Origin of the sequence: Erwinia sp. E602, from assembly GCF_018141005.1 — a bacterium.
Lineage (GTDB): Bacteria > Pseudomonadota > Gammaproteobacteria > Enterobacterales > Enterobacteriaceae > Erwinia.
In genome coordinates this window covers 1309178-1331867 of record NZ_CP046582.1, presented here as the reverse complement: position 1 = coordinate 1331867, position 22690 = coordinate 1309178, and the positions used below count along the sequence as shown (strand labels likewise).

General features: G+C 58.7%; 19 protein-coding genes and 2 pseudogenes. 7 read left to right on the top strand and 14 right to left on the bottom strand.

The features are described from left to right. Positions 1-51 precede the first annotated feature (51 nt). The 7 genes and pseudogenes from GKQ23_RS07460 to GKQ23_RS07435 all read right to left on the bottom strand — a co-directional run. Positions 52-285 (bottom strand): annotated as a pseudogene (locus GKQ23_RS07460) (DUF1131 family protein); the annotation flags it as partial. A 24-nt stretch (positions 286-309) separates the two neighbouring features. Next, a pseudogene (locus tag GKQ23_RS24165) lies at positions 310-408 on the bottom strand (hypothetical protein); the annotation flags it as partial. A 32-nt stretch (positions 409-440) separates the two neighbouring features. Further along, a complete protein-coding gene (locus GKQ23_RS07455) occupies positions 441-1208 on the bottom strand; it encodes a hypothetical protein (RefSeq protein ID WP_212410171.1) in 768 nt (255 codons plus the stop codon). Continuing rightward, entirely contained in the window at positions 1192-3258 is a 2067-nt protein-coding gene (locus GKQ23_RS07450) for a lipase family protein (RefSeq protein ID WP_249168487.1), read from the bottom strand. Before GKQ23_RS07450 ends, GKQ23_RS07455 begins: the two co-directional genes overlap by 17 nt. A gap of 538 nt (positions 3259-3796) precedes the next feature. Next, the gene (locus GKQ23_RS07445) at positions 3797-4417 is read right to left on the bottom strand and encodes an RpoE-regulated lipoprotein (protein WP_212410170.1); all 621 of its coding nucleotides are present in this window, start codon (positions 4415-4417) and stop codon (positions 3797-3799) included. Between the two features lie 76 nt (positions 4418-4493). After that, positions 4494-4940: a DUF2919 domain-containing protein gene (locus tag GKQ23_RS07440; protein WP_212410169.1), complete on the bottom strand. Its 447-nt coding sequence runs from the start codon at positions 4938-4940 to the stop codon at positions 4494-4496. Positions 4941-5190: 250 nt separating this feature from the next. Further along, the gene (locus GKQ23_RS07435; RefSeq protein WP_056239082.1) at positions 5191-5616 is read right to left on the bottom strand and encodes a GNAT family acetyltransferase; all 426 of its coding nucleotides are present in this window, start codon (positions 5614-5616) and stop codon (positions 5191-5193) included. 239 nt (positions 5617-5855) lie between these two features. Between GKQ23_RS07435 and amiA the strand changes: the two genes are divergently transcribed. Both amiA and hemF read left to right on the top strand, forming a co-directional pair. After that, positions 5856-6731 (top strand): N-acetylmuramoyl-L-alanine amidase AmiA, encoded by an 876-nt coding sequence (amiA, locus tag GKQ23_RS07430; protein ID WP_212410168.1) that lies wholly within the window; start codon positions 5856-5858, stop codon positions 6729-6731. A 37-nt stretch (positions 6732-6768) separates the two neighbouring features. Beyond that, positions 6769-7677: an oxygen-dependent coproporphyrinogen oxidase gene (gene hemF / locus GKQ23_RS07425; RefSeq protein WP_212410167.1), complete on the top strand. Its 909-nt coding sequence runs from the start codon at positions 6769-6771 to the stop codon at positions 7675-7677. Between the two features lie 96 nt (positions 7678-7773). Here hemF and maeB read toward each other — a convergent pair whose 3' ends face one another. Next, positions 7774-10053 carry an NADP-dependent oxaloacetate-decarboxylating malate dehydrogenase gene (gene maeB, locus GKQ23_RS07420; RefSeq protein WP_056239073.1) on the bottom strand — a complete coding sequence of 760 codons (2280 nt, stop codon included), beginning with the start codon at positions 10051-10053 and terminating at the stop codon, positions 7774-7776. Positions 10054-10486: 433 nt separating this feature from the next. Here maeB and tal point away from each other — a divergent pair, with 433 nt between their 5' ends. Further along, entirely contained in the window at positions 10487-11437 is a 951-nt protein-coding gene (gene tal, locus GKQ23_RS07415) for a transaldolase (RefSeq protein ID WP_101505193.1), read from the top strand. A gap of 69 nt (positions 11438-11506) precedes the next feature. Next, on the top strand, positions 11507-13507 hold the full coding sequence (gene tkt / locus GKQ23_RS07410; RefSeq protein ID WP_212410166.1) for a transketolase: 2001 nt from the start codon (positions 11507-11509) through the stop codon (positions 13505-13507). A 47-nt stretch (positions 13508-13554) separates the two neighbouring features. Here tkt and GKQ23_RS07405 read toward each other — a convergent pair whose 3' ends face one another. The 4 genes from GKQ23_RS07405 to GKQ23_RS07390 form a co-directional block, all read right to left on the bottom strand. After that, positions 13555-14685: a DUF1176 domain-containing protein gene (locus GKQ23_RS07405; protein ID WP_101505191.1), complete on the bottom strand. Its 1131-nt coding sequence runs from the start codon at positions 14683-14685 to the stop codon at positions 13555-13557. A 225-nt stretch (positions 14686-14910) separates the two neighbouring features. After that, a complete protein-coding gene (gene nudK, locus GKQ23_RS07400) occupies positions 14911-15489 on the bottom strand; it encodes a GDP-mannose pyrophosphatase NudK (RefSeq protein ID WP_212410165.1) in 579 nt (192 codons plus the stop codon). Positions 15490-15598: 109 nt separating this feature from the next. Continuing rightward, positions 15599-17068, bottom strand: a complete 1470-nt coding sequence (gene ansP / locus GKQ23_RS07395; protein WP_056239057.1) for an L-asparagine permease — start codon at positions 17066-17068, stop codon at positions 15599-15601. Positions 17069-17403: 335 nt separating this feature from the next. After that, complete coding sequence (locus GKQ23_RS07390) at positions 17404-17679, bottom strand: DUF1471 domain-containing protein (RefSeq protein WP_056239054.1); 276 nt, start codon at positions 17677-17679, stop codon at positions 17404-17406. Positions 17680-18115: 436 nt separating this feature from the next. Between GKQ23_RS07390 and acrD the strand changes: the two genes are divergently transcribed. Beyond that, positions 18116-21244 carry a multidrug efflux RND transporter permease AcrD gene (acrD, locus tag GKQ23_RS07385; protein ID WP_056239051.1) on the top strand — a complete coding sequence of 1043 codons (3129 nt, stop codon included), beginning with the start codon at positions 18116-18118 and terminating at the stop codon, positions 21242-21244. A 105-nt stretch (positions 21245-21349) separates the two neighbouring features. Here the strand turns inward: acrD and ypfM are convergent, their stop codons facing one another. Next, a complete protein-coding gene (ypfM, locus tag GKQ23_RS07380) occupies positions 21350-21409 on the bottom strand; it encodes a protein YpfM (RefSeq protein WP_101505280.1) in 60 nt (19 codons plus the stop codon). A 26-nt stretch (positions 21410-21435) separates the two neighbouring features. Here ypfM and GKQ23_RS07375 point away from each other — a divergent pair, with 26 nt between their 5' ends. Together GKQ23_RS07375 and GKQ23_RS07370 are read left to right on the top strand one after the other, a co-directional pair. Continuing rightward, positions 21436-21585, top strand: a complete 150-nt coding sequence (locus tag GKQ23_RS07375) for a hypothetical protein (protein WP_212410164.1) — start codon at positions 21436-21438, stop codon at positions 21583-21585. A gap of 32 nt (positions 21586-21617) precedes the next feature. Next, positions 21618-21761: a hypothetical protein gene (locus tag GKQ23_RS07370; protein ID WP_212410163.1), complete on the top strand. Its 144-nt coding sequence runs from the start codon at positions 21618-21620 to the stop codon at positions 21759-21761. Between the two features lie 49 nt (positions 21762-21810). Here GKQ23_RS07370 and GKQ23_RS07365 read toward each other — a convergent pair whose 3' ends face one another. Continuing rightward, positions 21811-22005, bottom strand: coding sequence for a hypothetical protein (locus GKQ23_RS07365; protein WP_212410162.1), 195 nt, complete (start codon positions 22003-22005; stop codon positions 21811-21813). Positions 22006-22690 lie beyond the last annotated feature (685 nt).

Genomic DNA, 22690 nt, shown 5'->3' with positions numbered 1-22690 from the left:
GTAATTACCGCCAGATCGTCAGAAAATGGCAGCATGACTGCGATTAAATATTTATCCTTTACGCCAGATAATCTTGCTGATTTTCCAGCTTTTCAGCGTATCGTCCGCCGGCATCAGCCCTTCCGGGCCGTGCCATTCGCCGCTGAACAGGTAGCTGATATGCTCACTGCCCGGCGCTTTACACTCGACGCCGTCGCCGTCCGCGCCCTGGCCTTTGCGGCAGGCGCCAAAGGCCTTGCCGTAGAGGTCGCTGAACGGCGTGCCGATGCTGACGCCGGCTTCGCTCACCTGCAGCGACGAGCCAAACCAGTGGGTCGGCGACAGGCTGGACCATGACCAGGAGATCGGATTCCACCAGGTCGAGGCGCTGGGAGAGTCAGCGGCTGGAAGTGTAAAAAAGGATCTCAAGAAAATCCTTTTTTATTAGGAACATATACCGCCTATTTCATTGACAGCAACTTGTCATAATCAGGGAAAATATTCGGTATATCTTCACTGCTACCATCAGGATAAGTTGCTGTCAGATCGCCTGGATGATCAGGCGAATTTAATACAACAACTTTCATTAGATGAACAGCAGGTTCTATAGCTATATATCGTGTATTACTTAGACTAAAACGTCTGCGCCACCTTTCTGTTCCGGTCTCCCCCCCAAAAAACTTCAAGCTGACCGTATTGTCGATGTGATTAGAGACAATAGGGAAAAAGTCTGTTTTCAGTTCCTGCCGCACCCCGCTGAATGCTTTGGCCAGCCCGGTCCCGTAACCGTCACTGAGTCCGTAGTCACCGAAATCGAAGATATAACTGGTATCGATAACCTCTTTCCCCTTTACCAGTGGAACATCGTCCGCAATTCTGAAGCTCACCCTCAGCGAGTTCAGCTGCCACTGGCACGGGCCGCCACCATCCACGGCAATCCGCAGACGCCGGACATTGTTGCCATCGGGCGCACCGAATTGCCGTTCAACATCGTTATAGCCCGGAATATCATGCGGTTCACTGCTTGAGTTATAGCGGACTGATTTGCACTGCGTCGAACGGTAAAGCAGCTCGGCGGGCTGCAGCGTGATCCCCTCCGGGACACGGAAAGTCACATCCACCCCCTTTGCGCCAGACGGGGGGGAGAGCGTCCTGTCAGGGCGGTTATCACACCCGGAAAGCAGCATCACAGCTGACGCGATGACGGTGGTTTTACTGAGAAAGTTCAACTTCTTCCTCCGTTACCGCCGCAAAACGCAGCAGGGCATTTTTCCCGGTCTCATCTGCCTCTGTCCGCCTCAGCGCCACCGGCAGCATGTCCTGAAGTGCCAGAAATTCGCGGTTACGTTCAACCTCATCCGGATTGCTGTAGGCCGCGCCCTTCTCAACCTGATCCCGGAACATGACCCGCATCTCTTTCCGGTGCATCTCCCTGCCCGGATCGGCCAGCTCCAGCACCTGATTGTGAATATAGGGCAGGTAGCGGTGCGCCATCGAGTGGCTGCGGGGGTCGGTTCCGATGCCGTTCAGCGCCGGATTAGTATTCTGCGGAAAGGTCTTTGCCAGGCTGGCCGGGTTCAGGCACTGGATAAACGCTGCCTGATACTCAGCGGTGGATTTCAGGCACTCTTCATTGAGGGACGGCACGACATACAGTCTGGTGGACACAAAATGCCGGGTATAGACCTGCCCGTCGACCAGGCTTTTCTGGTTCGGACTGGCAGCCCGCATCGCGCACTGCTGCGCCCGGAAAAATATCACCGTACTGCCATGGTGCCAGTACGGGTCTTTTTTCTCCACAAGCTCTGTCGACTGGAACGTTAGGTCCCGCACCGCCACACTGAGTCCGGCGGCCGTAGTCAGTGACCAGTCAAACCCCAGTTTGTCGCCCAGGGGCCCCCACGATCTGTAAAACGCGTTATCAAGATCGGCATCCGGCGGGATCTGCGTGATCGTGTCATTGTCGTTGACGTGACGGAAGTGCGTGATGCCACCCAGAGAGGCGATCGCCGCGCGGGTGAAGGTCCGCGGCATTCCGTAGGTGTACAGCACGGGGTTAAAGGCTTTCATCTCGGCGGCATACAGGAGCGCCAGCGCCCCGCCCAGACTGTGACCGCAGACGAACAGCTTCTTTCTCTTACCTAAACCAGTCTTAACCGCGTCAAGCTTATCCCCGAACTTCCGTTTAGCCAGTTGCCAGGCTTCCAGAAAACCACCGTGCACGTTGCCCGCCCCAGCCAGCTCCGGCAGACACCGCTTCGGTGCGAAGGACAAATCTGTCAGGATATTCAGCAGAGTGTCGGTACCGCACCAGGCAACCAGTACGTGCGCCCCGCATTCCACCGTAAACAGGCGGGTATCACCTTCCCCCGTTGCTCCCACCCCAGTATTCATGTAGACAGGAGGCTGGTAGCGCTCCCGGAACGGTACATCCACCGCCAGTGTGTGAAAGTAAGACGGATACTCGGCAAACTGCGGGATGCAGGACAGATCCAGGCACTTCTGCCGGAAAAAATAATCGATGGTCGGGTTCTTCGCCTCGGCGGCATACACAAGGTCGGCCATGATGCCGAGGTTCAGCGCGTTCGCCAGGTCATAGTCCTTTGTGTCGTGCAGGGGCAGCACCCACGCCCGGAACGGGCAGACCTCAATCACGTGGCGCTGCTCCAGCGCATCCCGCGCAATTTTCGTCCCTTTCAGCGCCTTTCCGGGCGGAAAATGGAACACCGGCGGCTCAGGCGAGTCCCAGCCCGGCATCTCCGGTAACCTGTCGCACAGCTCCCCGATGGTCACATAGTGATGCCGGTATCCGGCGGCCTCCGCCTTCTCCTGCACGTCCGTGCGCCAGCTTTTGTCCCGCGTCTCCCGCCGAAAGGCATTACCGCTCACCGGCTGGCTGTTCGGGTTACGCCTGATACCCAGCGGGCGCTGCTCCATTTCATCGGCCAGCTGCTGCCCGTCCATTTTCACGTCAACGGCCAGCCAGTACAGGTCATCGAACCGCACTAGCCCCTGGCTGTCGGTGACGCCAGCGGGCGGATTAGGCGGCGGTGTGGGATCGAACCGGGTGTCGCCACCCCGCCTCAACATCGCCATTTCTGCCGCCGTGGCCAGCGGATGGTATTCCAACTGCACGTTCAGGCCGGAAACCGGGTTGTTGTTCTCATCCACAAACTGCAACTCCAGCCAGTGTTTCAGTTGCCTGCCACAAGGGACTTCTTTGTACTTCATCTTGTGACTCAGACAGGTCACTGTCGTATTGTCTGTCTCGTCTGCCATAGTTTTAAATCCTTTTAATTTCTCTGGTTAAATACCGGTCGATCATACATCAGGCAAAACTTAACCCAAACCTATTAGACGTCAACAACCCTGACATAGGGGGGGGAAACACACACCTCGCACAAAACCGTTCCGTCAATGTGAGTCCACAAGATGCTTAACCTCTAAATGGCTAATCCACGTTGCTAACACCGGCAACAAAGGCGAGCAAACCCGAACGTCCGTTGACAGACAGCGGCTTATAGCGCGAATTCAGTTTTATTCACGCATCTGTATTACAGGTGAGAGCAATGACCGCCAGATCGTCAGAAAATGGCGGCTTAATTGCGATTAAATATTTTGTCGGCAGGATAGCAAAGGGCAACGGCTACCCGCGGCGGGATAACTGCGATGACACGTTTTCTCAGGAGGGAGCGCAGTGCGCGCGCGTGAGGGGTCGGTCACGGTGAAATTACGGCAGATGTGGGGCCAGCAGGAGCAACATCCGCAGCAATGATGGCTGCACCTCTCCACATACTGGCCCGTTACGATTAGCGCCTTATCTACGCCAGATAATCTTGCTGATTTTCCAGCTTTTCAGCGTATCGTCTGCAGGCATCAGCCCTTCAGGGCCGTGCCATTCGCCGCTGAACAGGTAGCTGATATGCTTGCTGCCCGGCGCTTTACACTCGACACCGTCGCCGTCCGCGCCCTGGCCTTTGCGGCAGGCGCCAAAGGCTTTGCCGTAGAGGTCGCTGAACGGCGTGCCGATGCTGACGCCGCCGGCGGTTTTCACCCCGGCGTCGCTGACGTCAATGCGGCTTACCGTACCCTGCCCGCTCAGCTCTATTTTCACCTGCTTATCGCCGTTAATCGCCTGCCAGAACGACACCACGTTGCCGCCCTCGCTGCGCATACCCTGGCGCAGGGCGTAGTTGCCGTCCAGCCCTTTACCGATGGCGGCTTCGGTCATCGCGGTGCTGCCGGTGACCTCACCGACGCCGGCTTCGCTCACCTGCAGCGACGAGCCAAACCAGTGGGTCGGCGACAGGCTGGACCACGACCAGGAGATCGGATTCCACCAGGTCGAGGCGCTGGCAGAATCAGATGGCGCAGAGGAACCGGCGCAGCCCGCCAGCAGCAGGGTAGCGATTAACAGCGCCGGACGAGAATTTTTCATAACAACTCCTGAGTTCAGTATTCACAACTTCCGGTGCTTGGAGTGCAGAACGCTGAAAAAGTTTAAACGGCGGGATTCACTGATTCTCCTGCGGATCGAAGCAGTCGCGCAGGCGGCGCTGCCACAGTAATGCGCAGAGTGCGAACACGTCCAGCAGCATCACCCCAGTCACCAGCGGCGAAAGCGGATCGTCTCCCTGCCACAACAGTGCGGCCTGCAGCATCAGCATCACCAGCAGCGTGGCGCACAGCACCCAACGCCACGCCTGCCACAGGCGCGGCAGCCGCTGGCGATAGCCGGTCAACAGCAGGCCGGCGGCGGCGGGCAGCCCCAGCGCCAGGCCCAGCCAGAAGGCGGGGGTATCAGGGTAGAACAGCTCCAGCAGGCTGGCCCCCTGCTGACGTGATGCACCGGCCACCACAAACAGCACCCAGGTGCGGGCCTGCAGCAGCAGGATCGCCCAGAAGCTCAGCGGCAGGCGCAGCTGGCCTTTATTATCGTAATCATCGGGGGAGTAATTCACGGCGGTACGGTTATTATCATCATCAAATATGTCAATTGCGGCAACAGTGCCATCTTTGGCACGTGTAAGGCTGCGATGGCCCTGTCATTTTTAGCAGGAGTTTTGCCACGCCGGCACCGTCATCATCAGCAACATTTATACGACGTGGCCCCTCTCCATCGTGAGCATTGCTCCGGCGGCACCAGCAGGCGCTTCGGCGCAGGCTGCGCGATGTTTCACAGGGCTGCATCGGACCGCCCCGCATAAGCGATCAGTATTCGCGATCTTCGATCAGCCGCTTGCCGAGCAGCATGCTGTCGACGGTTTCATATTCCAGCTTCTCGTAGAAGCCGACCACCGCATCGTTCTCTTCCCGCACCATCACGTGAATTTTCGGGCAACCGCGCGCGATCAGCTTCTTCTCCAGCCGGTTGATCAGCGCGTTGGCAAAGCCGCGTCCCTGATAGTCCGGATGCACGCCGAGATAGTAGGCAGACCCGCGATGGCCGTCGTAGCCACCCATCAGCGTGCCGACGATTTCGCCACCGACCACCGCCACCAGAAACAGGTCGGGGTCGTGATTCAGCTTACGCTCAATATCCATTTCCGGATCGTTCCACGGCCGTAACAGATCGCAACGCTCCCAGAGCGTGATCACTTCTTCAATATCTTCCTGGCGGAAAGCACGGATTTCCATGGAATTACCCTGACCTTAAGCACAATTTGCTGATTATCACGCATTATTTCGCGCGTGCAACCCCTGTAACGCCGCCGGTGGCAAAAAAACCTTAATCCCTGAGGTATTACCTTGAAATAAAGCTTAAAAGTCTGAAACAGTTCCCGTCTCGCGGCGCACGGATTGTTACGCTATAACAGCTGCCATTAATGGATCCATTCGTGCTTACTTACCGCCAACGCGCCATTCAGGATGCTGCTATGAAAATGATTTCCAGGCTGACGCCGCTGACCACCCGCCGCCAGCTGCTGCTTTCCGGGCTGGCGCTGGCGCTGTTCGGCCGCAACGCCAGCGCACGTGAGGAGGATGTCACCCTGCACGTCGGCCAGCCGCAGCGTAAAACCCCAGCCAGCCCACCGCCGCGCCCGGGAGGCAGCAAAAAAATCGTCATGATTGACCCCGGCCACGGCGGTATTGACTCCGGGGCGGTCGGCCATGAAGGTTCGGAGGAGAAGCACGTGGTGCTGGAGATCGCCAACCACATCCGCCAGCGGCTGAGCAATCATCCGCATATTGAGGTGCGGCTGACCCGTGAAACCGACCACTTTATCCCGCTGGGTGAACGGGTGGAGATCGCCCATCAGCACGGCGCCGACCTGTTTATGTCGGTCCACGCCGACGGCTTTACCAGCCCGACGGCCAACGGCGCGTCGGTGTTCGCCCTCTCCAACCGTGGGGCCAGCAGCACCATGGCGCGCTACCTGTCACAGAAGGAGAACGCCGCCGATGAGATTGGCGGCGCGCAGGTGGCAGCGAAGGATCACTATCTGCAGCAGGTGCTGTTTGACCTGGTGCAGACCGACACCATCAAAAACAGCCTGATCCTCGGTAAACACGTGCTCAGCCAGATCCGCCCGGTACATCACCTGCACAGCCAGCACACCGAGCAGGCGGCGTTTGCGGTGCTGAAATCGCCTTCCATCCCCTCGGTACTGGTGGAAACCTCATTTATCACCAATCCGGCGGAGGAGCGGCTGCTCGGCACCACCGCCTTCCGTCAGAAGATTGCCGCGGCGATCTCAGACGGTATCGTCAGCTTTTTTGATGAGTATGATGCCAGCCGCCGCACCGGCTGAGGTATAATCCACGCGTCTCTCGCTATAAGGTCACTTCATGAACGCACCGGATATCGCCCAGGTTAAACAGTTTCTGCTCACGCTGCAGGATAATATTTGCCAGCAGCTGGCTCAGGCCGACGGCAGCGGCCGTTTTGAAGAGGACAGCTGGCAGCGCCCGGGCGGCGGCGGCGGGCGCAGCCGCGTGCTGCGCCAGGGAAGCGTATTTGAGCAGGCCGGCGTCAACTTCTCACACGTCCACGGCGACGCGATGCCCGCCTCGGCAACCGCACACCGCCCGGAGCTGGCGGGCCGCAGCTTTGAAGCGCTCGGCGTGTCGCTGGTGATCCACCCGGAAAATCCGTATGTGCCCACCAGCCACGCCAACGTGCGCTTCTTTATCGCCGAAAAGCCGGGCGCCGATCCGGTGTGGTGGTTCGGCGGCGGCTTCGACCTGACGCCGTTTTACGGCTTTGAACAGGATGCGGTGCACTGGCATCAGACCGCCTTGAATCTCTGTCAGCCGTTTGGCGACGACGTTTATCCACGCTATAAAAAGTGGTGCGATGACTATTTTCTGCTCAGACACCGTAACGAGCAGCGCGGCATCGGCGGGCTGTTCTTTGATGACCTGAACACCCCGGACTTTGCCACCAGCTTCGGCTTTATGCAGGCGGTGGGTAACGGCTTCCTTGACGCCTATCTGCCGATCGTTGAGCGGCGTAAAGCGCTGCCGTGGGGCGAGCGCGAGCGGCAGTTCCAGCTTTACCGCCGCGGCCGCTACGTTGAGTTCAACCTGGTGTGGGATCGCGGCACGCTGTTTGGCCTGCAGACCGGCGGGCGCACCGAGTCGATTCTGATGTCGATGCCGCCGCTGGTACGCTGGGAGTATGACTACCAGCCGGAAGCGGGCAGCCCGGAAGCGGCCCTCTACAGCGACTTCCTGCCGGTAAAAAACTGGATTTAAGTCTGTTCCGCCATGATAAACGATGGATCCCCTCACCGTCAGGTGCGGCAGGCACGGTGAGGTGACAGACGGCCGGGCGGGCACCGGCCGTCGGGTTCAGAGCGGGGAGGTTTGCGCTTCGACCACCGCCAGCGCCACCATATTGATGATGCGCCTGACCGAGGAGATCGGCGTCAGCACGTGGACCGGTTTGGCAATGCCCATCAGCACCGGGCCGACCGTCACGCCGTCCGAGCAGGATACGCGCAGCAGGTTGTAGCTGATGCGCGCCGCTTCAACGTTGGGCATGATCAGCAGGTTGGCCGAGCCTTTCAGCGGGCTGTCCGGCATCAGGTCGTGGCGGATGCTCTCCACCAGCGCCGCATCACCGTGCATCTCACCGTCAATTTCCAGATCCGGCGCACGCGCCTTCACCAGCGCCAGCGTTTCGCGCATCTTGCGCGCCGCCGGCGCGTTCGATGAACCAAAGCTGGAGTGCGACAGCAGCGCTACCTTCGGCTCAATCCCAAAGCGGCGCACGGTCTCCGCCGCCAGCAGCGTCAGCTCCGCCAGCTGTTCCGGCGTCGGGTCCTCATTGACGTAGGTATCGGCAATAAAGGTGTTGCCGCTCGGCAGCTCAAGCGCGTTCATCGCCCCGGCCACCCCGGCCTGATTGCGGAAACCAAACAGCTTTTCAACGATCTCATAGTGCTGCCGGTAGTCGCCGACGGTGCCGCAGATCAGCGCATCCGCTTCGCCGCGATGGACCATAATCGCGCCGATCAGCGTCGGATTGCCGATCACCGCGCGCTGTGCCTCCTGCGGCGAGACGCCACGGCGTTTCATAATCTGGTAGTACTCATTCCAGTACTCTTTAAAACGCGGGTCGGATTCGTTGTTCACCACCTCCACGTCTTTCCCCAGCTCAAATTTCAGGCCAAGCTTCTGCATGCGCATCTCGATCACGCTCGGGCGGCCGATCAGGATCGGCTTCGCCAGCCCGAGGCTGACCAGCTCCTGGGTGGCATGCAGCACCCGCGCCTCTTCGCCCTCCGCCAGCACCACCCGCTTCGGATCCTTACGCGCCTGCGAGAACACCGGCTTCATAAACAGGTTGGTTTTGTAGACGAACTCGGTCAGCTTCTCGCGGTAGGCGTCAAAGTCCGCAATTGGCCGCCGCGCCACGCCGGAGTCCATCGCCGCCTTTGCCACCGCCGGGGCGATCTGTACGATCAGCCGTGGATCAAAGGGTTTCGGGATCAGGTACTCGGGGCCAAAGCTCAGCTCCTGATCGCCGTAGGCGGAGGCCACCACCTCGCTCTGTTCGGCCAGCGCCAGCTCGGCGATAGCGTGTACCGCCGCCAGCTTCATCTCTTCGTTAATCGCCGTGGCGCCCACGTCCAGCGCGCCGCGGAAGATAAACGGGAAACACAGCACGTTGTTGACCTGATTCGGGAAGTCGGAACGGCCGGTACAGATAATCGCATCCGGGCGAACCGCCTTAGCCAGCGGCGGCAGGATCTCCGGTTCCGGGTTGGCCAGCGCAAGGATCAGCGGGTCGCGCGCCATTTTTTTCACCATCTCCGGGGTCATCACCCGCGGTCCGGAGCAGCCGAGGAAAATATCCGCCCCGTCGATCACCTCATCCAGCGTGCGCTTGCCGCTGTCCGCCACCGCGTAGGCCGCCTTGGTGCGCTCCATACTGGCCTCACGCCCCTGGTAAATCACCCCTTTCGAATCGCAGACCACGATATTGCGCGTCTGCATACCCAGCGCCACCAGCAGATTGAGGCAGGCTATCGCCGAGGCCCCGGCACCGGAGACCACCAGCCGCACATCGGCAATCTGTTTATTCACCACCCGCAGGCCGTTGAGCACCGCCGCGGTACAGATAATTGCCGTACCGTGCTGGTCGTCGTGAAATACCGGGATTTTCATTCGTTCGCGCAGCTTCTGCTCGATATAGAAGCATTCGGGCGCTTTGATATCTTCCAGATTGATGCCGCCAAAGGTTGGCTCCAGCGCCGCCACCACCTCAATCAGCCGGTCCGGGTCCAGCTCATCCACTTCAATATCAAACACGTCGATACCGGCAAACTTCTTAAACAGCACCCCTTTGCCTTCCATGACCGGTTTGCTGGCCAGCGCGCCGATATTACCGAGTCCGAGCACCGCGGTGCCGTTGGAGATCACCGCCACCAGATTGCCGCGCGCGGTGTACTTGTCCGCCGCCTGAGGATCGGCGGCGATCTCCAGGCAGGGTGCCGCCACGCCGGGGGAGTACGCAAGAGCCAGGTCTCGCTGGGTTGCCAGCGGCTTGGTGGGAGACACCTGGATTTTTCCCGGCACCGGATACTGGTGGAAATCAAGCGCGCTCTGTTTTAACTGGTCGTCCATTCGCAGTTCCTTTTCTTTGGCGAGGTTTGACCAGTCAGTATAGAGGGGCGATAACACGTAAAAACTTGAAGCAGTGCAAAAAAACGGCATTACACCCTGTTACCGCACGTTACCATTAACCCCCAGGCATTCCACCTTCCCCGTCACGCGATTTTCCTCATCTGCTATGCTTTATGGTGGCTTCGTCGCCGATGTTGCTGAGATAACGCCGCGCCGCACGTGTTCTGGCCGGCACTGTTCAACAAAACAGGGTGACCGCCACGTGGCATGGTGGAGTGCTTTTGCCTCCCTGTAGCCGGTGCAAAGCACCATTGGGCTGACCCATTGCAACAATCAGAGAAAGCGTATTTCTATTGTGCTGCGCCTGTTGCACTGTGATCCCCCCACATTGTTTATCCCGAGACTGATGCGCTTTACAAGGAGCTTAAAACCGATGAACCAGTTAGACGCACTGAAACAATTCACCACCGTGGTGGCTGACAGTGGCGATATCGAATCGATTCGTAACTACCATCCTGAAGACGCGACCACTAACCCGTCGCTGATCCTGAAAGCTTCCGGTCTTGACTCCTACAAGCACCTGATTACCGATGCCATCGACTATGCCAAACGGCAGGGTGGCAGCAAAGAGACGCAGATCATCAACGCCAGCGATAAAGTCGCCATCAACCTCGGTATGGAGATCCTGAAAAGCGTACCTGGACGCGTCTCTACCGAGGTGGATGCGCGCCTCTCCTTTGACCGCGGCATGTGCGTGACCAAAGCCGAGAAGCTGGTGCGGATGTACGAAGAGAACGGCATTCCGCGCTCGCGCATTCTGATCAAGCTGGCCTCTACCTGGGAGGGGATCAAAGCGGCGGAGGAGCTGGAGAAGAACGGCATTCAGTGTAACCTGACGCTGCTGTTCTCAATGGCGCAGGCGCGTGCCTGCGCCGAAGCAGGCGTTTTCCTCATCTCGCCGTTTGTCGGCCGTATTTACGACTGGTACAACAGCCGCAAGCCGCTCGACCCGTATGTGGTGGATGAAGATCCGGGCGTGGTGTCGGTGCGTAACATTTACGAGTATTACAAACAGCACCGCTACAACACGGTGATCATGGGTGCCAGCTTCCGCAAGGTGGAGCAGATTCTGGCCCTGGCCGGCTGCGACCGCCTGACGATCTCCCCGGACCTGCTGAAAGAGCTGCAGGCCAGCAACGCGCCGGTTGAGCGTAAACTGACCCCGTCCACCAACGTGCTGAACCCGCCGAAAGCCCTGACGGAAGCCGAATTCCGCTGGCTGCACAATCAGGATCCGATGGCGGTGGAAAAACTTTCCGACGGCATCCGTAATTTCGCCAGCGACCAGCAGAAGCTGGAAGACGTGCTGGCCGCCCGGTTGTAACTCCCTCGATTTCACCTCCTCTTCGGGCGGGTCACCGACCTGCCCGACCCACACGTCATGGAGAACCTTATGTCTTCACGCAGAGAACTGGCCAACGCCATCCGCGCCTTAAGTATGGACGCGGTACAAAAAGCCAAATCCGGCCACCCGGGTGCCCCAATGGGCATGGCCGACATCGCCGAAGTGCTGTGGCGCGAATTCCTGCACCACAACCCGAACAACCCGGCATGGGCCGATCGTGACCGCTTTATCCTCTCTAACGGCCACGCCTCGATGCTGCTTTACAGCCTGCTGCACCTCAGCGGCTACGATCTGCCGATTAACGAGCTGAAAAACTTCCGCCAGCTGCACTCGAAAACGCCGGGCCACCCGGAGCTGGGCTATACGCCGGGCGTGGAAACCACCACCGGTCCGCTGGGCCAGGGGCTGGCTAACGCCGTCGGGCTGGCGATTGCCGAACGCACGCTGGCCGCGCAGTTTAACCGCCCGAATCATGAGATTGTCGATCACTTTACCTACGTGTTTATGGGTGACGGCTGCCTGATGGAGGGGATCTCCCACGAGGTCAGTTCGCTGGCCGGCACGCTGGGGCTGGGCAAGCTGATCGGCTTCTACGATCACAACGGCATCTCAATCGACGGTGAAACCGAGGGCTGGTTTACCGACGATACCGCGAAGCGCTTTGAAGCCTACCACTGGCACGTGGTGCACGAGATTGACGGCCACGATCCTGACGCCATCAGCCGCGCGATCAAAGAGGCGCAGAGCGTCACCGATAAACCGTCGCTGATTATCTGCCGTACGGTGATCGGCTTTGGTTCGCCGAATAAGGCCGGCAAAGAGGAGGCGCACGGCGCACCGCTGGGCGATGAGGAAGTGGCGTTGGCGCGTAAACAGCTGGGCTGGAACCACCCGCCGTTTGAGATCCCGAAAGAGATTTATCGTCAGTGGGATGCGAAAGAAGCCGGTGCCAAAGCCGAGCAGGCATGGCAGGAGAAGCTGAATGCCTATCGGGCCGCCCATCCCGAACTGGCCGCCGAGTACACCCGCCGCATGAACGGAGGCCTGCCGGAGAACTGGCAGCAGGAGACGCAAAAGTATATCGAACGGCTGCAGGCTAATCCGCAGAAAATCGCCAGTCGTAAGGCGTCGCAAAATGCGCTGGAAGCCTACGGCCCGCTGCTGCCGGAGCTGCTGGGCGGCTCCGCCGACCTGGCACCGAGCAACCTGACGCTCTGGTCGAAGTCGACCCCGATCAAAGAGGATCCGGCCGGTAACTATATTCACTACGGCGTACGTGAATTCGGCATGACCGCGATTGCCAACGGCCTCGCCCATCACGGCGGCTTTGTGCCCTACACCGCCACCTTCCTGATGTTTGTCGAATACGCCCGTAACGCGGTGCGCATGGCGGCGCTGATGAAGGCGCGGCAGATTATGGTCTATACCCACGACTCGATTGGTCTGGGGGAAGACGGGCCGACCCACCAGCCGGTGGAGCAGCTGGCCAGCCTGCGCGTTACGCCGAATATGAGCGTCTGGCGTCCGTGCGATCAGGTGGAAACGGCGATAGCGTGGAAGCACGCGGTAGAGCGCCATCACGGACCAACCGCGCTGATCCTCTCCAGACAGAACCTGGCGCAGCCGCCGCGCAGCGCGCAGCAGCTGGCCGATATCTCACGCGGCGCTTACGTGCTGCAGGAGAGCGACGGCACGCCGGAGGTGATCCTGATCGCCACCGGTTCCGAGGTGGAAATCACCCTTGGCGCGGCGGCGAAGCTGCAGGCCAGCGGCCATCGGGTGCGGGTGGTGTCGATGCCGTCCACCGACCTGTTTGACGCGCAGGATGCCGCCTATAAAGAGTCGGTGCTGCCGGCAGGCGTAAGCGCGCGGGTGGCGGTGGAGGCCGGTATTGCCGACTACTGGTATAAGTACGTCGGGCTGAACGGTGCGATCGTCGGCATGACCGGTTTTGGTGAATCAGCCCCGGCGGAAAAACTGTTCCCGGAATTTGGCTTTACGGTGGAGAATATCGTTAGCCACGCTGAAGCCCTGCTCAAACCGCACTAACCCTGTTAACCACCCGTTTCAGGCCCCCGTTCGCGGGGGCTTTTTTATTACTGTCCCTGCGCCAGCATTTCAACCGTGCCCGCCGCCGCCGCCTCAGCGCGCTGCGTTACCCACAGCGTCGGCCATCGTTCGCTACCGTTCCAGCCGTCACACAGGCTTTGTTGCGCGTACTCCGCCAGACGGAACTGATGGCCGTCGTACTGCCAGCGTGTGGCGACGCCGCAATCCCCCAGCCCACGGGTTTTACTGAAGGTCTGTAGCTCACCGCGGGCGGCATCAAATTCGGCGTTCACCAGCTCCAGCTGGCGGCCGGAAGCGCCGGAGGGCACAAAGGGCAGCGTCAGCGTCAGCAATCGGGCAATAAACGGCGGCTGACGGTTGACCTCAAAGGCGAGATAAATCAGGTTGTAAGCCCCCATTTCACAGCTGACCAACAGCAGGGCTTTATTATCACTGAGCGGGGCTACCTGGCTTTCGCGACGCAGCGGATCGAGCGAACAGAGGTCGTTATCCAGATGCCAGCTGGCGTAATCCAGCAGCTGGCGGCTTTCCCGGCCGCTCAGCGCGCGTGGCGGACGCGGCGCGGAGGAAATCTGTGGCACGTCGGGCGGCGGCGGAAGATCGCTGACGTCCCCCGCACCGGAAGCGACCCACGCGCTGCCGCTCTTCACCCGCCCCTGCACTTCATCCATCAGCAGCAGCGCCGCCTTCAGTCCGTGCAGGGAGATCGCCGCCTGTGGGCGATACAGCAGCTGCAGGTTATCGGCATCCCGCACCTGCTGCAGAAACTCTTCAATGGCGATGGCATCAGCGGTGGACCAGTGGTGGGCGGTGACCTGCCAGTTTTTGAGATCGGGCTTCAGGCGCTTGCCGTCCAGCAGCAGATTGTCCTGCAACGTGCCGCCCGGCCGTTCACCGCTGTCGCGATTGCCATAATCAATGCTCAGCCGCGGCCGGTCATCCTCGCCGGCATCGCGCGTCAGCTGCATCACCAGGCCGTTACTGGCGGGGAAACTGCGCACTTCACAGGTGTTCAGGTTATTACAGGTGATTTGCCAGTCGGCGAAGATCTTCTGCAGCGGCTCCGCCTGCAGGCTGGCGATGCAGAACAGCGGTGCCAGGCCGAGCCAGACGCCACGCAAAGCCACGAGTTGTGCGATCCCTGAAGTGCTGAACATGGCGCGTATCACCTCCGGCGAGGGTAAACGCCCATCATCGCGGCAAGCGGCAGTGGCCTCAATCGGATTTATCGGACTGTGGGTCAGAGCGCAGAGCGCATCACACTCTTGCCCTCTCTTATCGATACTGAACAATTACAGAGGCGGGCGCTGGCAGGCTGACAGGCTGACAGGGTTACAGGGTTACAGGCGTTAGCCCACCCGCCACCAGCGTAATTAAAAATTTCAGAGGTGCAGCCAGCCTGCCAGCAGCGCATGCTGCAGCAGGGTGACGGTTTTGCCATCCTGAATACGGCCATCTTTAACCATCGTCCACGCCTGCGGAAAGGTCAGCTCCAGCACGTCGATATCCTCATCGTCGACGCCGCCGCCCGCGCTGGCGCGCTGCGCATCGCTGTATTCGGCGGCAAAGAAGTGGATAAGCTCGGTGACGCCGCCCGGCGACATATACAGCTCAAACAGTTTTTCCACCTCGCCCACCGCGTAGCCGGTCTCTTCAACTGCCTCTTTGCGGATACAGGTTTCGGGTGAGTCGTCGTCCAGCAGCCCGGCGCAGGCCTCAATCAGCATCCCGCTCGGATTACCGTTCACCCAGGTGGCAATGCGGAACTGGCGCGTCAGCACCACGCTGTTTTTTTCACGGTTGTAGAGCAGGATGGTCGCGCCGTTGCCGCGATCGTACACTTCGCGTTTATGACGCAGCGTGGCGCCATCTTTCGCCGTCAGATCGTAGGTGTAGTTACGCAGAACGAACCAGTTTTCAGAGAGGATTTTGTTTTTGATAAGGTCGATTCTGGCGGACATGAGGGGCTCCTGGCATTTTTCGGGAGCCTGCCATTTTAGACAGCTTGCTGCGGGAACGCTATCTGAAACAGACGGGGCAGTGGCCTGCCCCGTCTGACGCTGTAACGTCTTAGCGGTTCATCTCTTCGTCAGCCGCCGCGTGCTGCTCTTCGCTCAGCGAGTGGACACGCTTGCGCACCGCGAACCAGCCAATCACCAGCATCACCGCCAGCAGCGGGATAGAGGCGATGGTGTAGGTGCCGTTCGGGTAGTCGAACGCCATCAGCACCAGTACGCTGACCAGGAACAGCAGGGTCAGCCACGAGGTGAACGGCGCGAAAGGCATTTTGAAGCTCACCTCTTCCGCTTTCCCCTCTTTAATTGCCTTACGCAGGCGCATCTGGCAGACCACGATAAACGCCCAGGAGGAGATAATCCCCAGCGCCGCCACGTTCAGCACAATCTCAAACACGCTGGAAGGCACGATATAGTTCAGGTAAACACCGATGATGTAAACGCCAACGGTGACCAGAATGCCGACATAGGGCACGTGCTGCTTGCTCATCTTCGACATGCTTTTTGGCGCAGAGCCGCCCATCGACATCGAACGCAGAATACGGCCGGTAACGTACAGGCCGGAGTTCAGGCTGGAGAGCGCGGCGCTGAGTACCACGATGTTCATGATGCTGCCCGCGTAAGGCACGCCCAGTTTAGTGAAGAAGGTAACAAACGGGCTCTGACCGGCCTGGTAGGCATTCCACGGCAGCAGCAGCACCAGCAGCACCACAGAACCGACGTAGAACAGGCCGATACGCCAGATCACACTGTTGATCGCCTTCGGCAGCATGGTTTTCGGGTCTTTACACTCGCCGGCGGCGGTACCGACCATCTCGATTGAGGCGAACGCAAACACCACGCCCTGCACCAGCACCAGCGCCGGCAGCAGACCGTTCGGGAACATACCGCCGTTATCAGTGATCAGGTGGAAGCCGGTGGCGTTACCGTCCAGCGTTTTACCGCTGCCGAGGAACACCACGCCGACCACCAGGAAGATCACGATCGCCGCTACTTTGATCAGCGCGAACCAGAACTCCATTTCGGCGAACCACTTCACGCCGATCATGTTCATGGTGCCGACGATCGCCAGCGCGCCCAGCGCAAACACCCACTGCGGCACATCGCCAAACGCGCCCCAGTAGTGCATATAGAGCGCAACGGCGGTGATATCAACGATACCGGTCATCGCCCAGTTAACGAAGTACATCCAGCCGGCCACATAGGAGGCTTTTTCACCGAGGAATTCACGGGAGTAAGAGACAAAACTGCCGCTGGTTGGGCGGTGCAGCACCAGCTCACCCAGCGCGCGCAGAATAAAGAACGAGAAGATACCGCAGACTAAATAGACCAGCGCCAGCGCCGGACCGGCGGCCTGCAGACGGCCACCGGCACCAAGGAACAGGCCGGTACCGATGGCACCGCCGATCGCGATCATCTGCACGTGGCGATTGTCCATCGCCTTTTTATAGCCGGTATCGTGGGAGTTTAACCAACGTCTTTTCGCCGCACGGGTGTCCGCGCCGGCATTGTGATCTGCTTTCATATTTGACCCTATTGTCCTGTCCACAAGTGATGCGGTTACCTGTCCTGGGTAATCCTGTTTTTTTTATGTGCCATACAAACGTTTGCGTTGACTGCTGCAAGTCTGAACAATATGCCTGGTTTTATCGTCAGGACGATTTACAAATCCCAGGAAATTGCGGCGATGCATCCTAACCGTTCTGTGGAGGTGACGCAAAATATCCGCCGGGTAATTCGTGAGGTTTTGTGATTTTTGTCCGTTTACGCATAAAAAAACCGGCCACATATTGCGGCCGGACAGTGAAATCACTAAGGGACTACTACAGGGATAGGGGTACTGGACGGGATTAACACAAATTAACGATAGATTTCAGCGGTGCCGCTCCACAGGCTGGAATCACCGGGAGTGTCCGCGCTGACCACACGGTAGTGGCTGGCGCCGAGCGCATCGGCTTTCTTCGCCAGCTGATGTGTGGCGTCATCCAGAGTGCCTCTGACGCCAGAGACCTGCACGCTGCCGATGCTTTGCAGGCTAGTGGCCTGGCTGCCATTGACCTGGGTCGCTGCTAAAGTGGTAAACGAGGTGCCAGCCAGCAAAGTGGCCGCCAACAGTATCGGGAGTGTCTTTTTCATCTGGTGCTCCTCAGGGTGTTTGAACGTTACGGGATTGATTATTCACTTTTCAGTGAAAAGCAGCGTTCGGCGATGGTAAAAAGCGGTGCGAGTTTTGCCAGCAAACGTCAGCAATTGTGGTAAATCAGCATGGATGTAAGCAGATATTGCTCTGGTAACACCTGTCGGTGGCAGGTCAGCCGGTTCGGCGGCGTTACAGCACGTTCTGCCGCTCCGCGAGCGGCGTTAAGGTAAAAAACGCCCCCGTTTCAGCGAGGTGAATTTACACATTCTCCTCATTTTCTCCACGATTCGTGCTGCCGCTGCGTCTACAGTGTTATGCTGACGGAGTCTGTTGAATAAACTGATAAATTTGCTCCGCGATGAATGACCACCACGCCACATAAAAGCGGCGGCTTTCTTTAGTAATTCTGACTATCAGCAGCGGAGCCTGATAATGGCCAACTTTTTTATCGATCGCCCGATATTTGCCTGGGTGCTGGCGATTCTGATGTGCCTGACCGGCGGGCTGGCAGTGATGTCTCTGCCGGTGGAACAGTACCCGGACCTCGCTCCGCCAAACGTACGAATTACCGCTAACTATCCCGGCGCCTCGGCGGAAACGCTGGAAAACACCGTGACTCAGGTCATTGAACAGAACATGACCGGCATCGACAACCTGATGTATATGTCGTCGCAGAGCAGTAATACCGGCCAGGCCACCATCACCCTGACCTTCACCGCCGGCACTAACCCCGACGAGGCGCGCCAGCAGGTGCAGAACCAGCTGCAGAGCGCGCTGCGCAAACTGCCGCAGGCCGTGCAGTCGCAGGGGGTGACGGTGAACAAGACCGGCGACAGCAATATCCTGATGGTGGCCTTTGTCTCCACCGACGGCAGCATGGATAAGCAGGATATTTCCGACTACGTCGCCAGTAATATTCAGGATCCGCTGAGCCGTATTGACGGCGTTGGCCAGGTGGACGCCTACGGTTCCCAGTACGCCATGCGCATCTGGCTCGATCCGAACAAGCTGATTAACTTCGCGCTGACCACCGCCGACGTGGTCAGCGCCATTGAGTCGCAGAACAGCCAGGTGGCGGTCGGCCAGCTCGGCGGCCTGCCCTCAGTCGACCGCCAGGCGCTGAACGCCACCGTCAACTCCCAGTCGCTGCTGCAGACCCCGCAGCAGTTCCGCGACATCACGCTTAAGGTCAATACCGATGGCTCGGTGGTAACCTTAGGCCAGGTGGCGCAGGTGGAGCTGGGGGCGGAGAAGTATGACTACCTCAGCCGCTACAACGGCCTGGCGGCCTCCGGCCTTGGCGTTAAGCTGGCCTCCGGCGCCAACGAGTTGCAGACCGATACGCTGGTGCGCGCACGCCTCGACGAGCTTTCCCGTTTCTTCCCGCACGGCCTGGAAGCCAAAATCGCCTTTGAGACCACGCCGTTTGTAAAAGCGTCGATCGAGGACGTGGTCAAAACCCTGTTTGAAGCGGTATTGCTGGTGTTCCTGGTGATGTACCTGTTCCTGCAGAACTTCCGCGCCACGCTGATCCCGACTATCGCCGTGCCGGTGGTGCTGCTCGGCACCTTCGGCGTGCTCTACACCTTTGGCTACAGCATCAACACCCTGACCATGTTCGCCATGGTGCTGGCGATCGGCCTGCTGGTGGATGACGCCATCGTGGTGGTGGAGAATGTCGAACGCATCATGAGCGAAGAGGGGCTGTCGCCGCGCGAAGCGACGCGCAAATCGATGGGGCAGATCCAGGGGGCGCTGGTCGGCATCGCGCTGGTGCTGTCGGCGGTGTTTGTGCCGATGGCCTTCTTTGGCGGCACCACCGGGGCGATCTACCGCCAGTTCTCCGTCACCATCGTCGCGGCGATGGTGCTGTCGGTGCTGGTGGCGATGATCCTCACCCCGGCGCTGTGCGCCACGCTGCTTAAACCGCTGGAAAAAGGGCAGCATCACGGCCGTCGCGGTTTCTTCGGCTGGTTTAACCGGGTGTTTAACCGCAACGCAGAACGCTACGAGCGCGGCATTGGCCGTATCATCGCCAGAGGTGGCCGCTGGCTGCTGCTTTATCTGGCGCTGATCGGCGTGATGGCCTTCCTGTTCCTGCGCCTGCCGACATCGTTCCTGCCGCTGGAAGATCGCGGTATTTTTACCACTCAGGTACAGCTGCCCCCGGGTTCCACGATGCAGCAGACGCTGAAGGTGGTGCAGGACGTGGAGCATTACTACCTGACCGAAGAGAAAAACAACGTGGTGTCGGTGTTCGCCACCGTCGGCTCCGGCCCCGGCGGCAACGGCCAGAACGTGGCGCGGCTGTTCGTGCGCCTGACCGACTGGAAAGCGCGCAGCAGCGAGCACGACTCTTCGTTCGCCATTATCGAACGCGCCACCACCGCCTTTAAAAAGATTAAAGAAGCGCGGGTGATCGCCAGCAGCCCTTCGGCGATTACCGGACTGGGCAACTCGGCCGGGTTTGATATGGAGCTGCAGGATCACGGCGGGCTGGGCCACGACGCGCTGATGAGCGCGCGTGACACGCTGCTTGAAATGGCGCAGAACAATCCCTCGCTGACCCGCGTGCGCCACAACGGACTCGACGACAGCCCGCAGTTGCGCATCCATATCGACCAGCGCAAGGCGCAGGCGCTGGGCGTGTCGCTGGACGACATCAACGACACGCTGCAAACCGGCTGGGGCTCGACCTATGTGAACGACTTCCTCGATCGCGGCCGGGTGAAGAAGGTCTATGTGCAGGCCGCGGCGAAGTACCGCATGCTGCCGGACGACATTAACCGCTGGTACGTGCGTAACGGCAGCGGCGAGATGGTGCCGTTCAGCGCCTTTGCCAGCTCGGGCTGGGAGACCGGCTCGCCGCGGCTGGAGCGTTACAACGGCTACTCATCGCTTGAGATCGTCGGCGAATCGGCGGCGGGGGTCAGCAACGGCGCGGCGATGGACGTTATGGAGGGGCTGGTCAGCAAGCTGCCCACCGGCATCGGCCTGCAGTGGACAGGCGCCTCGCTGCAGGAACGGATGACCGGCGCACAGGCCCCTGCCCTTTACGCGCTGTCGCTGCTGGTGGTATTCCTGTGCCTGGCGGCGCTTTATGAGAGCTGGTCTATTCCGTTCTCAGTGATGCTGGTGGTGCCGCTGGGGGTGATCGGCGCGCTGGTCGCCACCTGGCTGCGCGGGCTGGAGAACGACGTCTACTTCCAGGTGGGGCTGCTGACGGTAATCGGCCTGTCGGCCAAGAATGCCATTCTGATCGTCGAATTTGCCAACGAGCTGAACACCCGTGGTAACGACCTGGTGGAGTCGACGCTTGCGGCCTCACGCCAGCGCCTGCGGCCGATTCTGATGACCTCGCTGGCGTTTATCTTCGGCGTGCTGCCGATGGCCACCAGCAGCGGTGCGGGTTCGGCCAGCCAGCACGCGGTGGGCACCGGGGTGATGGGCGGGATGATCTCCGCCACCGTGCTGGCGATTTTCTTTGTACCGCTGTTCTTTGTGCTGGTACGCAGGCGCTTCCCGCTGAAGACGAAACCTGGTACAAACACACCAGCCTGACCGGAAATGAAAAAGGCAGCCCGTTGGGGGCTGCCTTTCGTTGTACGGGTCACTGAAGATAAAGCAGGTGAATAACGTCGCCGCGCTTTTCTTAGCTGAAGCCAATTACTTGCGTAACATCGCTTCAATAAAGTCTTTCCAGTTCCCTAGTTCTAAATCAATCATAACGTCCTCACTTTTATTGTGGGGCCATGATAGTTGCTTTTTTGTTCAAAGAAAATACGAAAATTTCATTTGCTGCTATCGCTGAAACCATTTATGCCGGTTTATTGAACGATTTGTGGGGTGGCGCACATTCCGTTGCTGATGATTTCGCAGGGGATTATCCGGGTAATATCTAATCAGCTTGCTGTCAATGGCTGGAGCGGATGCAATGGGCCATTGTCTGCACCTGTTCAGCGAGCAGCCGAAGGATGCCAAACGCGACGGGCGGTGGATTGGCTTCGTTGAGGGGATATCTGGCGACGTTTACCAGCCGGACTGTAGGATATCTGGTGGCGTTCAGCTGCCGCGTTGAGGATTACATGGAAGAGTTTACCGACCCCGCTATGGGGGCCGTTAAGGCATTACTTCAGGATGATCACTTTATCGTAGCCGCCGCTGTCGCTGTCGATGTGGGTTTTAGCATCCGGATGATCCTTGATCACCGCATCGACAATCAGTGCGAACTCATCGCAACGCGACAGTTTCTTACGGGTAATCACAATGCTGGACTGCGTCTCTTCAACCGTATGCGCGGCTGACTCTTTCAGATAGTTCATCGCTCCCTTCCTCCTGATACGGGTTCTCTGCCCTGTGGATGTTGCGCTCGTTTTTGTGGTCATGCATTGAGCCAGATCCGAATATAGATGAATCCCACAAAAAACAGAAGGGTACGAAAGTCTGAGAATGGGATGAGTAGCATTCAAAGACACCGTTCACCGCTGTTAAATGCACGCAGGTTCGTCGTCAGACGGTACGTACTCTCCTTAACCACCTGATATCCGTAACCTACGGGCAACGTCTATTTTTCCAGCAAACCGGCCTATCTGTTCATCTGGCTGAATGACTTTTTCCAAACCCTTTTCACACCTTTCTCTTCAAGTTGTTGTGCCATCAGAGTTATTCAATGGAAAAAGCCGAAAATTAAAAAGGTTAATTAAAAACATCCTAAATACAACACATCATATTAAATCGTTACAACAAAAATATTTATTGACGCTTTAATCAGATTTGAAAAATGCTGAAGGCGTTCGTTTCAAAAGAAAAAACCCAACAAATATTACATACCCACCCCTCATAAACGGTACTTCTTTCACATCCTGACACATACAACTACTATGAATTACGAAAAAAGCCAAACCCTATAAACGCCATTTGACAGGACCTCACATCTTGATTGATTATCCATAGCAGAAAGCCTTAAATTAACCATCTCTCGTTGACGAGTTTTTTTAGAAACAGATC

What these genes read in the sequence shown, in the direction of transcription:
- tal (WP_101505193.1), top strand. Translation starts at nt 10,487, where the DNA reads ATGAACCAGTTAGACGCACTGAAACAATTCACCACCGTGGTGGCTGAC.
- GKQ23_RS07390 (WP_056239054.1), bottom strand. Translation starts at nt 17,679, where the DNA reads ATGAAAAAGACACTCCCGATACTGTTGGCGGCCACTTTGCTGGCTGGC.
- GKQ23_RS07405 (WP_101505191.1), bottom strand. Translation starts at nt 14,685, where the DNA reads ATGTTCAGCACTTCAGGGATCGCACAACTCGTGGCTTTGCGTGGCGTC.
- hemF (WP_212410167.1), top strand. Translation starts at nt 6,769, where the DNA reads ATGAACGCACCGGATATCGCCCAGGTTAAACAGTTTCTGCTCACGCTG.
- ansP (WP_056239057.1), bottom strand. Translation starts at nt 17,068, where the DNA reads ATGAAAGCAGATCACAATGCCGGCGCGGACACCCGTGCGGCGAAAAGA.
- GKQ23_RS07445 (WP_212410170.1), bottom strand. Translation starts at nt 4,417, where the DNA reads ATGAAAAATTCTCGTCCGGCGCTGTTAATCGCTACCCTGCTGCTGGCG.
- maeB (WP_056239073.1), bottom strand. Translation starts at nt 10,053, where the DNA reads ATGGACGACCAGTTAAAACAGAGCGCGCTTGATTTCCACCAGTATCCG.
- GKQ23_RS07375 (WP_212410164.1), top strand. Translation starts at nt 21,436, where the DNA reads ATGATAGTTGCTTTTTTGTTCAAAGAAAATACGAAAATTTCATTTGCT.
- GKQ23_RS07365 (WP_212410162.1), bottom strand. Translation starts at nt 22,005, where the DNA reads ATGAACTATCTGAAAGAGTCAGCCGCGCATACGGTTGAAGAGACGCAG.
- GKQ23_RS07370 (WP_212410163.1), top strand. Translation starts at nt 21,618, where the DNA reads ATGGGCCATTGTCTGCACCTGTTCAGCGAGCAGCCGAAGGATGCCAAA.
- nudK (WP_212410165.1), bottom strand. Translation starts at nt 15,489, where the DNA reads ATGTCCGCCAGAATCGACCTTATCAAAAACAAAATCCTCTCTGAAAAC.
- acrD (WP_056239051.1), top strand. Translation starts at nt 18,116, where the DNA reads ATGGCCAACTTTTTTATCGATCGCCCGATATTTGCCTGGGTGCTGGCG.
- GKQ23_RS07450 (WP_249168487.1), bottom strand. Translation starts at nt 3,258, where the DNA reads ATGGCAGACGAGACAGACAATACGACAGTGACCTGTCTGAGTCACAAG.
- tkt (WP_212410166.1), top strand. Translation starts at nt 11,507, where the DNA reads ATGTCTTCACGCAGAGAACTGGCCAACGCCATCCGCGCCTTAAGTATG.
- amiA (WP_212410168.1), top strand. Translation starts at nt 5,856, where the DNA reads ATGAAAATGATTTCCAGGCTGACGCCGCTGACCACCCGCCGCCAGCTG.
- GKQ23_RS07435 (WP_056239082.1), bottom strand. Translation starts at nt 5,616, where the DNA reads ATGGAAATCCGTGCTTTCCGCCAGGAAGATATTGAAGAAGTGATCACG.